14 protein-coding genes and 1 pseudogene are annotated in these 13,773 nt (G+C 70.1%); 10 read left to right on the top strand and 5 right to left on the bottom strand.

Features of this window, described 5'->3' with window-relative positions; all coding sequences use genetic code 11:
• Positions 1 to 106: 106 nt before the first annotated feature.
• The 4 genes from AB0399_RS23375 (at position 107) to AB0399_RS23360 (ending at position 5,338) form a co-directional block, all read left to right on the top strand.
• On the top strand, positions 107 to 1,543 hold the full coding sequence (locus tag AB0399_RS23375) for a 4-hydroxyphenylacetate 3-hydroxylase N-terminal domain-containing protein (protein WP_366412655.1): 1,437 nt from the start codon (positions 107 to 109) through the stop codon (positions 1,541 to 1,543).
• Entirely contained in the window at positions 1,540 to 3,018 is a 1,479-nt protein-coding gene (locus AB0399_RS23370) for an aldehyde dehydrogenase (protein WP_366412654.1), read from the top strand. Before AB0399_RS23375 ends, AB0399_RS23370 begins: the two co-directional genes overlap by 4 nt.
• Positions 3,019 to 3,203: 185 nt before the next feature.
• Complete coding sequence (locus AB0399_RS23365) at positions 3,204 to 3,644, top strand: MarR family transcriptional regulator (protein ID WP_366412653.1); 441 nt, start codon at positions 3,204 to 3,206, stop codon at positions 3,642 to 3,644.
• Positions 3,645 to 3,826: 182 nt separating this feature from the next.
• The gene (locus tag AB0399_RS23360) at positions 3,827 to 5,338 is read left to right on the top strand and encodes a hypothetical protein (protein ID WP_366412652.1); all 1,512 of its coding nucleotides are present in this window, start codon (positions 3,827 to 3,829) and stop codon (positions 5,336 to 5,338) included.
• 61 nt (positions 5,339 to 5,399) lie between these two features.
• Here the strand turns inward: AB0399_RS23360 and AB0399_RS23355 are convergent, their stop codons facing one another.
• Positions 5,400 to 5,852, bottom strand: coding sequence for a condensation domain-containing protein (locus AB0399_RS23355; RefSeq protein ID WP_366412651.1), 453 nt, complete (start codon positions 5,850 to 5,852; stop codon positions 5,400 to 5,402).
• Between the two features lie 132 nt (positions 5,853 to 5,984).
• On the opposite strand from AB0399_RS23355, the pseudogene AB0399_RS23350 reads away from it, so the two are divergent.
• Positions 5,985 to 6,249, top strand: a pseudogene (locus AB0399_RS23350) (IS5/IS1182 family transposase); the annotation flags it as partial.
• A gap of 137 nt (positions 6,250 to 6,386) precedes the next feature.
• Entirely contained in the window at positions 6,387 to 6,845 is a 459-nt protein-coding gene (locus tag AB0399_RS23345) for an SMI1/KNR4 family protein (protein WP_366412650.1), read from the top strand.
• Positions 6,846 to 6,900: 55 nt separating this feature from the next.
• Here AB0399_RS23345 and AB0399_RS23340 read toward each other — a convergent pair whose 3' ends face one another.
• Both AB0399_RS23340 and AB0399_RS23335 read right to left on the bottom strand, forming a co-directional pair.
• Positions 6,901 to 7,434, bottom strand: coding sequence for a GNAT family N-acetyltransferase (locus AB0399_RS23340; protein ID WP_366412649.1), 534 nt, complete (start codon positions 7,432 to 7,434; stop codon positions 6,901 to 6,903).
• Between the two features lie 375 nt (positions 7,435 to 7,809).
• Positions 7,810 to 8,127: a hypothetical protein gene (locus tag AB0399_RS23335; RefSeq protein WP_366412648.1), complete on the bottom strand. Its 318-nt coding sequence runs from the start codon at positions 8,125 to 8,127 to the stop codon at positions 7,810 to 7,812.
• A gap of 613 nt (positions 8,128 to 8,740) precedes the next feature.
• Between AB0399_RS23335 and AB0399_RS23330 the strand changes: the two genes are divergently transcribed.
• Together AB0399_RS23330 and AB0399_RS23325 are read left to right on the top strand one after the other, a co-directional pair.
• Positions 8,741 to 9,805, top strand: a complete 1,065-nt coding sequence (locus tag AB0399_RS23330) for a 5-methyltetrahydropteroyltriglutamate--homocysteine methyltransferase (protein ID WP_366412647.1) — start codon at positions 8,741 to 8,743, stop codon at positions 9,803 to 9,805.
• A gap of 368 nt (positions 9,806 to 10,173) precedes the next feature.
• Complete coding sequence (locus AB0399_RS23325; RefSeq protein ID WP_366412646.1) at positions 10,174 to 10,932, top strand: hypothetical protein; 759 nt, start codon at positions 10,174 to 10,176, stop codon at positions 10,930 to 10,932.
• 522 nt (positions 10,933 to 11,454) lie between these two features.
• On the opposite strand, the gene AB0399_RS23320 is transcribed toward AB0399_RS23325, so the two are convergent.
• Positions 11,455 to 11,724, bottom strand: a complete 270-nt coding sequence (locus AB0399_RS23320; protein ID WP_366412645.1) for a hypothetical protein — start codon at positions 11,722 to 11,724, stop codon at positions 11,455 to 11,457.
• A gap of 184 nt (positions 11,725 to 11,908) precedes the next feature.
• Between AB0399_RS23320 and AB0399_RS23315 the strand changes: the two genes are divergently transcribed.
• Entirely contained in the window at positions 11,909 to 12,256 is a 348-nt protein-coding gene (locus tag AB0399_RS23315; protein ID WP_366412644.1) for a hypothetical protein, read from the top strand.
• A 28-nt stretch (positions 12,257 to 12,284) separates the two neighbouring features.
• On the opposite strand, the gene AB0399_RS23310 is transcribed toward AB0399_RS23315, so the two are convergent.
• The gene (locus AB0399_RS23310) at positions 12,285 to 12,524 is read right to left on the bottom strand and encodes a hypothetical protein (protein ID WP_366412643.1); all 240 of its coding nucleotides are present in this window, start codon (positions 12,522 to 12,524) and stop codon (positions 12,285 to 12,287) included.
• 356 nt (positions 12,525 to 12,880) lie between these two features.
• Between AB0399_RS23310 and AB0399_RS23305 the strand changes: the two genes are divergently transcribed.
• Positions 12,881 to 13,441 carry a CGNR zinc finger domain-containing protein gene (locus tag AB0399_RS23305; protein WP_366412642.1) on the top strand — a complete coding sequence of 187 codons (561 nt, stop codon included), beginning with the start codon at positions 12,881 to 12,883 and terminating at the stop codon, positions 13,439 to 13,441.
• Positions 13,442 to 13,773 lie beyond the last annotated feature (332 nt).

Raw genomic sequence — 13,773 nt, 5'->3', positions numbered from 1 at the left:
GGGCACGGCCGACCACGACCGGGCACGGCCGAGGGCGGCCGGGCATGACCGAGGGCGCCGGGCTCGGCCGGCATGACGACTGACAGCAACTCGACGAGGGAGCGCCGTGGGTATCCGTACCGCAGAGCAGTACCGCAAGGGGCTCGTGGACGACCGCACCGTCATCTACCGCGGCCGGCGGGTCGGCGATGTCGAGCAGGAACCGGACATCCGGTCGGCGACCGATCGGTGCGGGCTGTGTTTCTCGATCTCGGCGGACCGGCCGGACCTCGCGGTCGTCGACGGGTGTTCGGCGTTCTACCACCTGCCGCGTTCCCGTGAGGACCTGGTGGCCCGCAGCAGGTTGTTGCGGGAGATCTCCCGGCGGGGTGCCGGGGCGATCGTGCTGAAGGAGGTCGGCAGCGACGCGTTGTTCGCGCTCTTGCGGGCGTGTCAGGGTGAGGGGCTGGAGCGTGCGCGGGCCTTTCACCAGCGCTGCCTGGACGAGGACCTGGCGCTGGCGGTCGCCCAGACCGATGCGAAGGGCAACCGTGTGCTGTCCCCGTCGCAGCAGGCCGACCCCGACCTGTATCTGCGGATCGTGGACTCCGACGCCGACTCGATCACCGTGCGCGGCGCGAAGGCGCAGACGACGTACTCGCCCAACGCGGACGAGATCCTGGTGCTGCCCACCCGGGCGATGGGGCCGGGGGACGCCGACTACGCGGTGTCGTTCGTGATCCCGCCGGCCACGCCGGGACTCACCTTGTACGTCTCTCCGTACGCGGCGGGGCAGCGTGACGCGTTCGAGTTCCCGTTGTCGAGCAGGCACCGGATGCTGGAGTCGCTGACCGTCTTCGACGATGTGCGGGTCCCTCGTGAACGGGTCTTCCTGGAACGGGAGTCGGCCACGGCCGGCCCGTTGACCCTGGCGTTCGTCGATTTCCACCGGCACACCGCGATCAACTACAAGCTGCCCTTCCTCGATCTGATGGTCGGGGCGGCGCATCTGGTCGCGGAGGCCAACGGCATCAGCGGGGCGGGCCACGTCCGGGACAAGCTCGCCCGGGTGGTGTCGTGGGCGGAGACCGTCCGCGGACTTGCGGAACTGTCCGACGTTCGTGCCGGGCCGGACGAGCGGGGCGTGTGGCGGCCGGACCCGCTGGTGGTGAATCTCGCGAAATACACCTTCGCGCAGGGGTATCCGGACGCGGCGGCGATCCTTGTCGACCTCGCCGGTGGGCTGCTGGTGACCGGGCCTGGTGCCGAGGACTGGGCGGACCCCCGGATTCGCGCGGTGCTGGAGAAGTACTACGCCGGTGCCGTTCCGGGTGAGCGCCGGTTGCGGATCGCGAACCTGGTCGCGGATCTGACGGTGCGGGACTTCGGCGGCTACCAGACGGCGCTGAACAGTCACGCGGAGGGCTCGCTGGAAGCGGAGAAGGTGCAGATGATCCGCTCCTTCGATCCGGGGCCCGCGATCCGCTACGCCGAGGAACTCGCCGGTGTCGCCGGCGACACGCCCGTGGGGCGTGCACTCACTCACTCCATGGAGGAACGATGACGTTCATCCCGAATGCCGGGACCGTACCGGACCGCACGCGGTTCTTCATCAACGGCGAATGGGCCGGGCCGCGGGGTACCGAGACGCTTCGCGTGGTCGAGGCGGCGACGGGCGAGACGCTGGCCACCGCGGCGCTGGGGAGCGAGGCCGATATCGACGCGGCCGTCAGGGCCGCGCGCACCGCTTTGGACGAGGGCCCCTGGGGGCGTACGACCACCGCGGAGCGGGCTGGGGTGATGCGGCGTTTCGCTGACGCGTTGGCGGCGCGCGCCGAGGACACGTCGGTGTTGGTGAGCCGTGAGAACGGGATGCCGATCTCGTTGTCGAACGCGTTCAACGGTGCGGCTCCGGCGAATCTGCTGCGGATGTACGCCGATCTGATCGAAGACTTCCCGTTGGAGGAGGTGCGTGCGTCCGCGAGCGGGTCGACGATCGTGCGGCGGGAGCCGGTCGGGGTGGTGGGGGCGATCGTCCCGTGGAACTATCCGCAGGTGCTGGCGATGTTCAAGATCGCCCCCGCGTTGGCGGCGGGCTGCACGATCGTGCTGAAGCCGTCCCCGGAGACCGCGTTGGATTCCTATGTCCTGGGTGAGGCGGCGGCGGAGGCGGGGTTGCCGCCGGGTGTGTTGAACATCGTGCTGGCCGGCCGGGAGGCCGGGGCGTGTCTGGTGTCGCATCCGCTGGTCGACAAGATCGCGTTCACCGGTTCGACCCCGGCGGGCCGCGTGATCGGTGCGGAGTGCGGCCGATTGATCCGCCGGTGCACGCTGGAACTCGGTGGGAAGTCCGCTGCGATCTTCCTCGACGACGGCGACATCGACACGCTGCGGGCCGGCCTGTACAACGCGTCGTTCATGAACAACAGCCAGACCTGCACCACCCAGTCCCGCATCCTGGCCCCCCGTGCCCGTTACGACGAGGTCGTCGACGCCGTGGCGTCCTTCGCCCGGGAGCTGACCTTGGGCAACCCCCTGGACCGGTCGACGACCTGCGGCCCGATGGCCAGCGAGGCGCACCTCAACCGCGTGCTCGGCTTCATAGACGCGGGCTGCAACTCCGGCGCCAGGCTGGTCACCGGTGGGGGGTGCCCGGTCAGTCCCGGGCGGGGCTGGTTCGTCGAGCCGACGGTGTTCGCCGATGTCGACAACAGTGACGAGTTGGCTCGGGAGGAGGTGTTCGGTCCGGTGATCGCGGTGATCCCGTTCGGCGACGACGACGAGGCCGTGCGGATCGCGAACGACTCCGCCTACGGTCTGGCGGGGTCGGTCTGGTCCGGTGACCAGGAGCGCGCGCTGGGCATCGCCCGCCGGGTGCGGACCGGCACCATCGGCCTGAACAACTACAACCTCGACCTCGGCGCACCGTTCGGGGGCATGAAGGACAGCGGTATCGGGAGGGAGCTGGGCCCCGAGGCGCTGGACAACTACCTGGAGTACAAGTCGATCTACACCGGTGTCCCGCAGTCCGGGAAGTAGCGCGCGGAGGTGTGCGGGCTCGTGAGGCGGCGCTCTGCTGCCTCACGGGGCCGTGCACGCGGTGAGCGGGGGAACAGCATGAGCAACGTGTGCGGTCTGTGCGGGGTGTTTCCGGTCCGGTGGGTGGCCGGAGGCCGAGAGGAACCTGTCGGGGGAGGAGTGCGGTGAGAGGTGACCGTTCGATCATGGGTGAGGACCGGGAGGAGAGGCTGCTGGCGTGCGCGTTGCAGGCGAGTTTGAGCCCGTTCCTGCGCAGGCTGCGTCAGGTGACCGTTCGCGGGGAGTTGACGATGCCGGAGGTGTCGGCCCTGGCACGCCTGGACCGGGCCGGGTCGTCCACGGCGAGCGCGTTGGCCAGGGCCGAGGGGATCTCCCCGCAGGCGATGGGCCTGACGCTCCTCAGCCTGGAGCAGCGGGGCCTGGTGGAGCGCCGCCCCGATCCCGCTGACGGCCGGCGGGTGGTCGCGTGCCTGACCGAGGCGGGAGTCCGAGCGCTGAGGAACGAGCACAGCGCCTGGGCCGACCAGGTGTCAAAAGCGTTCGCCACGGGCGAGTTCACCCGTGCGGAACTGCGGGCTCTGACGGCCGCCGCGCCGTTGCTGGAGAGGTTGAGCCGGAGCCTGTGACGCCCCGAGGACCACGGCTGCGGCTGCGGCGGCGGGGCTCGGTGTCGGCTCGGTGTCGGCGATGCGGCTTCTGCACGTGCGCCGCTGTGAGTTGATGGTCAGGCAGTTCATGGGGTCGGCGGGATGCTGCCGATGTCTTCTTCGTGGGGCGGGCATGGCGGGCGGTGTGGAAGGATCACGCAATGGTCAGAGGACCCTCTTCGTCGCCCGGCGCGCCGCACGTGCCGTATGTGCCGCGGGGCGGGGCATCGGCGATGCCCGTGCTGGTGGCGCTGCTGGACCGGTCGGTGGAGCAGATCGCGCAGGCCGCGGCGGACGTTCGCTGGTTCGACCGGGAAGCGATATGCGCGGCAGCGGATGTGTGGGACAACAACGTGCAGCCGCTGTTCTGGGCCGTGTGCACGTCGTCCGCCGCTGAACGCGAGCGCCGGGCGAGGAAGGTACTGGAGTGGATGGCCGCTCTCGGTGAGCGGCGGCGTGCGTGGATGACCGAGCGGGCCGCGGTCGCCGGATACGCACCCGAGTCGTTCCTCGCGCCGGCCGCGCCTGATCTGCCGGGCCGCGACTCCCTCGGGCATGTCAGGGCGCCGCAATGCCGGCTCACTCCGCAGTACGTCGAGGACCTGGTCGCCGACTACGCGCTGGCGACGGCATCGGTTCGCCACCTGCGCTTCGAGCGTGCCGGCACGCGCCTGACCGCTTTCCTACGCCTGGCCGCTGACCGCAGGTTCTCCACCGGGGAGAGCGCGCCCGCGTCACCTGCCCTGGTGGACTTGCGGCTGGAGGGGGTCACCGACGCCGTCTTCGACTTCTGCGACCCGCGGGGAGTGGTCGTGGATGCCGGTCGGTCGCAGATCGCGATATCCCTGGGCACGGGCGACCGTATCCGTGCCCAGGCGGGCGAGTGCCGTGTGGACGACGGTTCCTGGCACCAGTCGGCTGCCGGTCGGCGTGCTGACGCTCTCACCCCGCCTCGTACCGCCGAGTTGGGGCGCCTCCGGCCGCCGCAGGCCGGGGGTTTGGGAACCGACGCGGGTGCTGCCGCTCTTCTGCTGCAGGGCATCATGCTGGAGCTGCGCTCGGTGCGCTACGCCAAGCGCGCCGATCACGTTCCCGTCCTTCGCTGGTGCCGGGTCCTGGAGCATGCGGGTGCAGCGATCCTGGCCGCGGGCTCCCGACGCGGCTCCCGCCGCCGGCAGGCGGCATTCCGTGACGTGATCCGGACCTGGGGCGAGCGCGCAGACCCCGACACCGCCCGCCGGCTTGCCGGCATCCTCAAGGAACGTACCGGCCGCGCGGACCTCATCGAGGTTCCCCGCGCCCCCGAACGACGTCCCCCCTCCCTCGCCGGCAGCCCTTCCGTCTCCGAGGTGCCGGTACCGGTGCCTTCGCAGGCGGTTCTCACGATGGTCGCGTGGACCGCAGCGCACACGGGTCACCTCGCGGAGTGTCCGGCCACCGCCCAGCTCCAACTCGCCGTGCCACCACGCCCCGACGAGACCCCTTCGGCTCCCTGGCGGCTACGGACCGTCAGCTGCACCGACCCGGATGCCTTCCACGTTCACACCGATGCGTTCCAGGGCCCCGGTTCGCTGATCCAGCTGGGGAAGCCCACCGCCGCCTGCAGCCTCGACCTGCACCAGGGAGCCCTGCTCATCTCGGCCGAAGACGGCTGGAGCGCGTCAGTGACCTAACCCCCGCCTCGTGTTGCCACCTGCTCCATCGGCTGCGTGACAGCCCGACCGTGGGCGGTGGTCAACGTTCTCGCCCTGTGCCTCTGGGCCACCACGCCGATCGTGTCCCGTGCGCGGCCTCGGCGCTGGTGCCGAACGGCAGCGAGCCGTGGTGCATCTGCTGGTGGCTGAGCGCGGCGAAGACCTTGCGCCCCAGGTCCGCAGCGCACCGCAGCGGGTGGGCGGCCGGCCGGGAGCGCAGTACCGACAGGTTGGCAAACATCCCGACGGTGCCCTGCAGTTCGGGCCGGGCACGGTTGGCGAAGATCGAACCCACCGAGAGGTCGTCCTGGCCCGTCTGCGCGGCCAGGGCGTGCATGAAGGCGCCGAGCAGCAGGGTGGTCCGCCGCTCCCGGGCGGCCTCGCGCAGCCGGGTCGCGGTCTGCGCGGTGACGGTCAGGGCGTGGTGGCTCGCGCAGGGCCGCGGCCGGCGGCCGGCCGTGACCCAGCGCCGGCCCAGGGACCACGGCTGCATCGCGGCCTCGCCGGGCAGCGCGAAGTACCCGAGGTCGCCGGGGTCCAGCAGCCCGGCGACGGCGGCGAGCATCGGCCACATGCCGCCCCCGCCGTTGAGCCGCAGGTCGACGATCCACCCGCGCGGCCGGCTTACGATCACGACGTCTACCGTGACCGGGTCCGCGATCGTGGCATCGTGCCCGCGATCGCCGGACGCGGCACCCGGCACCGCACTGGGCCGGGCCCCTACCGCGGGCCCCTACCGGTGGGTGGTCGAGCACCTTCGCCTGGCTGCATGGCTGCATGGCTTCCGCCGTCCGCGCATCCGCTGGGAACGCAGAGCCGACGTCCACGAAGCGTTCCTCGAACTCGCCTGCTGTCCCGTCACCCTCCGACAGCTCAAGTCCCCGTGCTGATCCCGGGAAGCAATGGCTGGTGGCTGTCCGCGGTGACGTCCGAGGCGCGTGCCATGATCGGCTTCATGAGTGGACCTTCACTGTCACCTGCCTGGGTGGCCGCGTGGATCAGCAGGACCTCAGGCACTCTGCAGACCATGACAGCCGGGTTCGAGCGCCGGCACGGGTATCCCGCGGGCACCAATCGGGTCCGGTTGGCGAACCCCGACGACCAGACCGCGGCCCGCGCTCTGGCCGAGGTGGGTCTCGCCTCCGCCGACCTGGTCACCCTCTACGAGAGCATCGGCGACATCGCCTGGGAGGACATCGGCAACGGCTACTTCGTCGACCCGGTGCCTGACGTTCTCCTACGGCTCAAGGAGTACGGCGCCGTCGGCGATGGCACGGGCGAGGAGCCTCGTGGCCTGGTCATCGGCTCGAACGGTGGTGGATTGTGTTACGTCACCGGCCCCAGCGGGGTGGTCTACCGGACGCGCACACCATCACCGGATGAACCCGAACCCGACAGGGTGGCTGATGATCTGCGGCAATTTCTGGAGCTGCTGGAGCAGTCCCTCACACGGTTCGTGGCCAACGGGGAGCCGGGATACCTGTAGGCGCGATTCCCGGCGCGTCTTTGTGTTGGCCGTTGTCAGTCAAACGTCGGGCGTGTCAGAGCCGTCTCGTGGTGAACAAGGTGGTCCCGTGCACCGCGTCCACTTCCTTCCGATCGGTCTCGGTGAACCCGATCTTGGCCAGCACTCGGCGAGAAGCGGTATTCCAGTCCCAGACCGTGGCCCACAGACGTTCGTACCCAGACGATCGCGCCCATTCCACAACCGCCAACGCGGCCTCGGTCGCGTATCCCTGACGCCAAACTCGGCGTAGCAGCTCGAACGCCAGTTCCGGTTCCCCTACCGGCTCTCGCCCGCTGTCGACCAGCCCGCAGTAGCCGATGACGTCACGAGAGGCTTTCCGTTCGACTGCCAGCAACCCGGTCGACCACACCTCGTTGGTGCGGATCGAATCCTCGAGCTCCGCGACAGTGGGGTGTCCGTCAGCGTCGACTCGACGGTGCGGCGGCACTCGTGGATCACGTTCGGTCCACAGTTCACGCTGGACGACAGCCTCGGCTACCCGCCAAGGTCTGAGCAGCAGGCGACTCGTCTCGAGTGCAACCTCGCCGCCCGGCGCGCCAACTGTCATGACGGCAACCATCTCACGGGCGCACGCGCTGTCGTGCCACGGGGCGCGGTCGGTCCTGCCGATCGTGGACGCCCGATATACGGGACAACCGAGATCAATCCCTGTGCGTCGTCTTGGACCTGTGCGCGTTCGGTTGTACCCGGTAGGGCACTGACCTGTACGCCGACATTCCGCTTCGCGGACGCGGCAGTGCCGTGATTTCTCCTCGACATCTCCGATCTCGTTGATCACTAACTGCCTTCGGAAACCGTCGACAAACGCTGTCCCTGGACATCAACGAAGCCAGCCCCCCGATCTTCCTGCCCGCACCCTCTGCCCTGTACGGGTCCGTCAAATGATCGGGAGTTGCACCGAACGATTTACAGTCTCACTCGGCTACGTCTTCTCCGCGGTGAACTCCTTCGTCTCCCACAACCGGACGACGAACCCCAGCTCACTGCCGGGCACCCGGTGGATCACCAGCCCGTCCGGCCCGCTGCCGGTCACCGTCGACGAGGGCGGGTCCAGGACCTCCACGCTGCGGCCCGGCCCGGGGAGAAGATCGCGGGTGGAGAGATACCACAGCCACTCGCCTACGTAGCCGGTGACGCCGGTGAGGTTGTTGGCCTCGAACACCGGGGCGGCGTACAGCAGGACGTGCTCGCGGTCGGGGCCGACCAGCGGGGTGCCGCCCAGGGCGCAGGGCACTGTCACGCCAGAGCCGGTAGGCGAGGTCGTCCACATCGGTACGCGCCCGCATGATCTCGTCGGCGATGATCCAGGCTGCCGCAGCTTGGTCCTCGGGGTCCGTCCCGATGGTGGTCACCACCAAGTCCCACGGGCACACCTGTCCGACGCCGCGGCTCTCCCGCCCGGTGTGAAGTCCACGAGGCGCCCGCCGGCGGCCCGGGCGGGTGGTTTGGGTCGTACCAGCCGTGGTGGCCGGCGGGTGGCGCGTACGGTCCGAGGCCGTGGACGACATTGAGCTGACCGACGATGAGCACCTACGGGCCCTGGCCGCGTTGGAGGCCGTCGTCGGGAACGACGACAGCGCCTTGGCCGTACCGGCGGGCGGTGAGGAGGAAGCGTCCACGGGCCGTCGCTCTGCTCGTGCCGGCGGCTTCCCCGGGCGCGCCGGGTGGAATCCGGCTGTCCGACCACAAGAAGTCAACCCGCGACTCTCTGTCAGAAGCCCGATCGGGTGAACCTCATGGTTCATGAGCGGTGACGAGGTTCCGCCGAACGCCCCGGGATTCGCGGAGCGACCGCCGTCGGGCGGATTTCGCTCCCGATCCGGGGCGTACCGGTGACTTCTAGGGTGTGGATCATGAGCATTCCTTCGGAGCCGATCGGCAGCCTTCCCCGTTCACCCGCCCTGCAGTTGGCGCTCACCGAACACGCCGCGGGGCGCCTGAGCGACGCGGAGCTGGCGGGAGTCCAAGGCGAAGCTGTCGCCGACACTCTCGACCGGCTGGACAAGTTGGGCAGCCAGGTCCTGGTCGACGGCGACCAGGGCAAGCCCAGTTCCCTCACGTACCCCCTCACCGGCCTCGCGGGCCTTGGGACCGACGGTGTCACCATCCCCTTCGCCGACGGGCACACCCGGCAGTTGCCCGTCCTGACCGGTGGACCGTTCCGCTACCAGGTCCGGGCCGAGACCTACCTGCGCGCCGCCCGCGCCCGTACCGGCCTCCCCGTCAAGCAGTCTGTGGTCGCCCCCTCGGCCCTGAGCCTGCTCTACCCGCCCGACGGCATCGACGGGTACTCCCGCGAGGCGTTCCTGGGTGACCTCGCGGACGAGGCCGAGGCCGAGATCCGCGGATGCCTCGACGCGGGCGCGCACCGCGTGCAGTTGGACTTCACGGAAGGCCGGCTGTCGCTGAAGCTCGACCCCTCCGGCGGTGTCCTGGACGACTTCGTCGCCCTCAACAACAAGGTCCTGGGCCGGTTCACCGAAGACGAACGGGCGCGCCTCGGGGTACACACCGACCCCGGCGCCGACGACGACTCCACCCACAGCCTCGACGTCGACTACGCCGGGCTGCTGCCCAGACTGTTCCGGCTCACGGTCGGCAACTTCTACCTCCAACTGGCCGGCGAGCCCGACCGCGAGCGCGTCCTGCGGATGATCGCCGACCAACTGCGTCCCGGGATCAGGGTGTTCGTCGGCGTCATCGATCCGATCGACCCGAGGGTCGAGACCCCCGAGGAAGTACGCGACCGCGTCCTGGAGGCCGCCCGGCACATTCCGGTGGACCAGCTGGGCACCTGCGACGACGCCGGCTTCGCCCCCTTCGCCGACGACACCTCCACCTCGCGGGACCTGGCCTTCGCCAAGATCGACGCCCGCCTGCGGGGCACCGAGCTCGCCGCCGAGGCCCTCGGCCTGTAGTCATGTCCGACGGAGCGCTTCACTCGGCGAGCGTCGCCAGGTGAAGCGCTCCTCACCTTGTTGGTGGGTGGATTCCGGTCCTTCGTACGATCGGGAGACCCAGGGGCCTGGGTGTGGCTGAAAGCGCTCATGCCGTACGTGTGGCTTTGACTGATAGGCCGCTTGCTGCCTCGCGACGACACGGCCACTCATCGGGATGAGCGAATACAGATCGCTGTGCACGGACACGTCGGCGTGGTCGTCCGCAGGGAACCAGTCAGCCGATCGGCGAGGGAGGCACGGGTGCCCGAGCTCTGCGGTGGCATAGGTGATCCCCCTCACGACTCACCGCCCCCAGAGGTCGCTCCGCAGCGTGTTTGAATCACCGGATGATCGACTGGTCCACACTCCACGACGCCTACGGCCCGGCACACGCGATACCCGGGCTGCTGGACCGAGCCATCGGTCGTGACCAGGAGGCCATCGACCGGCTTTGGGGGCGCTTGTGCCACCAGGGGACGATCACCCCGGCAAGCATCGCCGCACTGCCGAAGCTCGCGGACATCGCGAAGACCGAGGACTGGGCGCTCGATCTGGCCGGAGCGATAGCGGGTGGCCTCCTTCAACCCCATGGCGCCGACGAAGAAGTCGCCCGCTGCGCGGCGGCCTTGGCCGAGCTTCGCACCATGGCCGCCGCCCGGCTGCGGTCTGGCCTGGACGGGAAGATCTACCTGGGGCGGCTGCGGGCCGCGCTCGCGTTCGAAGGCCAGACCTTGTGGTTCGAGGCCCTGGACGACTTCACCGATTCCTTCGTCACTGCCGCGTGCCCGCACTGCGACGCACCGGTGACGATCGCGGTCGGCGACTACGGCTGCTACTCCTCGATCCGGGACTGGAATCTGGGGGATGTCCACCAGATCCCCCTCCGGCCAGCCGTCCCGCACGAGCTGACCGGCACCGGCAGGATGTTGCACGAATGGGCTGTACGGGATGGCCGGCAACGGCTCGCCTGGGGCCTGACGCACCTGTTCGGCCAGGCGGAATGCCCAGGATGCGGGAGTGTCTTCGGCATCGCAGACGAGTACGCGGCCGCCAATGCACCCGCCCCATGGGACTTCGCCCGAGGCCACACCAAGGACGCTCTCTGATGACCACCAGCAGGGCCCTCGAATTCCAGGGCTGCTCCAGAGCGGTGCTGGGCCCCAGTACTCCAGCTGTAGATGGTGGTCTTGCTGCTTGGCTGTGCGTCAGGAGCGTGGCAGGCGTCAGGGCGCCGTGCCGGCTACGTCGCCGGCCGCCCTTGCTCCGCGGCGAAGCTATGAAGGTAAAGGTCGCGAAGGACGCCGAGTTCGGCACCGTGGTGAGCGGCTTCATCCAAGGCGTAAAGGGCCAGACGATTGATACCAGGTGTGTCCATTGGCGGTCACATGTGTCCGCACGTGCTCGGCCGGAGAAATTTCCGCCGCCGCGTGAGGCGGTGTCTTGAGAGGAGCGGGAGCGTATCCGGGGCCGCGGCGGAGGACGCCGGGGTGCGAGGCGGCCGTGGAGTGGGGCGCGCCGCGCCCACGCATCCGGCCGCCCAGGCCCGGCGATATTCGAAGCTCCCGGATGCCACCATGCCCGGCCCGCGAGGGTCGCGGCCGGGCACGGTCATGCCTTCGACGGGACCGTCAGAGCCCGAGGTCCAAGGCGAGGCAGTTGTACGAGCACCACGCCGACTCCGCGTTGTACGCGTCGCGGGCCGGGTCACCGGGTGTTACGGGCTGGCCGACCACCAGGTCCTCGTAGCGCACGTGCTCGGGGAGGTGCCCGAACCGGGCCTTGCGGGCCGCGGCGGCGGTATCCGGCGCGACCGCGACCGGGATGGCCGGAGTCGAGGCGGTCGATGCCGTCGCTTCGAGTTCGTGCGCGCCCCTCACGGTGATGCTGACACTCTTCATGTTCACCCTCCGTCCAGCCGGCGGCTGGGCAGTGCCCCACCGCGTCGGTGCGTCCAGCCTGCCATGAGCTTCGTCACCGGTCAAGGTGGTGACTATTCTTTCCGAGTGGCGGCGCGGGGCCGAGTCCGCAAGAGTGCAGCCCTGAGTAAGGGCCGAGGCGTTCGCGGGCTGGATCGCGGGCGCGGTGCTGGTGATGATCTTCACCGGCCCGTTCGTGTGGTTCATGGGGCTGCTGCCCTCGGTTTCCCGCACCCGTGCGATCTTCGTCCACGACTTCCTGGCCTGGGCGATCGTGGGGGTGCTGGCCGGCCATGTCCGCAAGGCCTACCAGGACCCGGAGGCCGCCCCGGACATGCGCACGGGCTTCGTCAGCCGCAGTTGGGAGAAGCGGCACCATCCCCGCTGGGTCGACGAGTTGGTCGAGTTGGACGAGTTGGACGAGCTCGACGAATTCGACGTGGCGGACGGCGGTCCCGCACCCCCACCCGTACCGCGCTCCCGCCGCCGCCCGCCCGCTCAGCCGCGGGCATAGCGCACTGGCGGCGACGGCACGCCTCTCATCATGCCGGCTGGAACCAGGACAACGACGCGGCAGGAATGGCGAGTTCCATGGCCCCGACGCGATCCAGTGGGACGTTCAGGGTGGCGGCCTCCGGTTGGGCCGGCGGAGCACCCAGGCAGTGATGGATGCCGTGGCCGAAGGAACCGGTGCCGCGCGGAGGGCCGAGCGACGTCCAGCCCGGCGGGGTCGGCGTCACCGGGCAGACCCGCGTCACGGCCGAGAGGAGCACCACGGACACGACGGCGCCCCGGGGATGCGGACTCCGCCCGGTTCCAGGTCCTCGGCCGTGTAGCGGTGCGTGGCCGGCTCCACGGAGGTGTGACGCAGCGCAGGAACTCCGCCCGACTTTGGGTGACTTCGGGGTTGCGATCGATGAAGCCCGCAGCCTCCAGGGCCTGCGCGGCGGTCCGTGGACACTCCAGCGGTTCGGGGTGGGTGAACGCCTCGCGGGCCAGGTCGTAGCCCCACGACCAGCGGCCCTCGATGCGTCGTCCCGCTCGCCTGACACCGCCCTGCGACGGGCCGGTGACGCGTCGCCCACCACCCGGGGTGCGGCCCCTTGCCGCCCTATCTGTCACCTGTCAAAATGGTGATATGAACCTTACGCATGTCTTCGTCTGCGAGCATCCGGCGCTGGACTTCGCGGCGACCCTCCGAGCGCGGCGGTCCACGCGCTTCGAGATGTTCGCCGCACCGGACCGGCTGGACGCCTGGTACCTGGAGTCCGGCATCGTCGACGCCGTCGCCCCGAGCCAGCAAAGGGACGTCGACCAGGCGGTGGCGGTGCGGGAGGCCGTCTACAGCCTGGTCACCGCCCGCTGCTCCGGGGAGGAGTACGACCCCGGGGCGCTGGACCTGCTCAACGCCACCGCCCGCAAGCCGTCGGCGGTGCCGCAGCTCACCGCGGAGGGGCGTCGCACCGTGGCCACACCGGAGGAAGCGCTGTCCACGGTGGCGCGGCAGGCCGTCGAGCTCCTCAGCGGGCCGGATGTTCCCCTCCTGAAGGAGTGCGGCAATCCGGAGTGCACCCGGATCTACATCGACCGCTCCCGGGGGATGCGCCGGCAGTGGTGCGGGATGGAGTCCTGCGGGAACAAGATCAAGGCCGCCGCGTACCGTGCGCGCAAGAAGAGCGTGCAGCCCGCAGGCGCCTGACCGCGCACGGAACCCCGTTCCCGTGGTCGGCCGCCGATCGCGCGTGAGGGCTTACGGGTCCCGTCGCGACACTCCAAGGTGCCGCTGCGACACGACGGAACGCCTCGGCGATCGGGGCATCCACCCAGTGGCCGCCCCGCACAGACGGTATCCACGGGCGCCGGGTGAGGCACTTGTCCGGACCGGGCCGCACCACGGCGCTGCCGGCGGCCCCCGGCAGGGCGAACCCACCGTCTTGTGACGGCGGTCCCCGGCGGACCCGGCCCCGACCCGCCGGGAGACGTCCGCCGGGTGTTGCGGAAGTCCCTCCCCCCTGCCTTCGGCGGGGGAGG

The sequence above is a fragment of the Streptomyces sp. NPDC088194 genome, assembly GCF_040702025.1.
In the GTDB taxonomy this organism is placed as follows: Bacteria; Actinomycetota; Actinomycetes; order Streptomycetales; family Streptomycetaceae; genus Actinacidiphila.
This window is presented reverse-complemented; position numbering and strand designations above follow the sequence as displayed.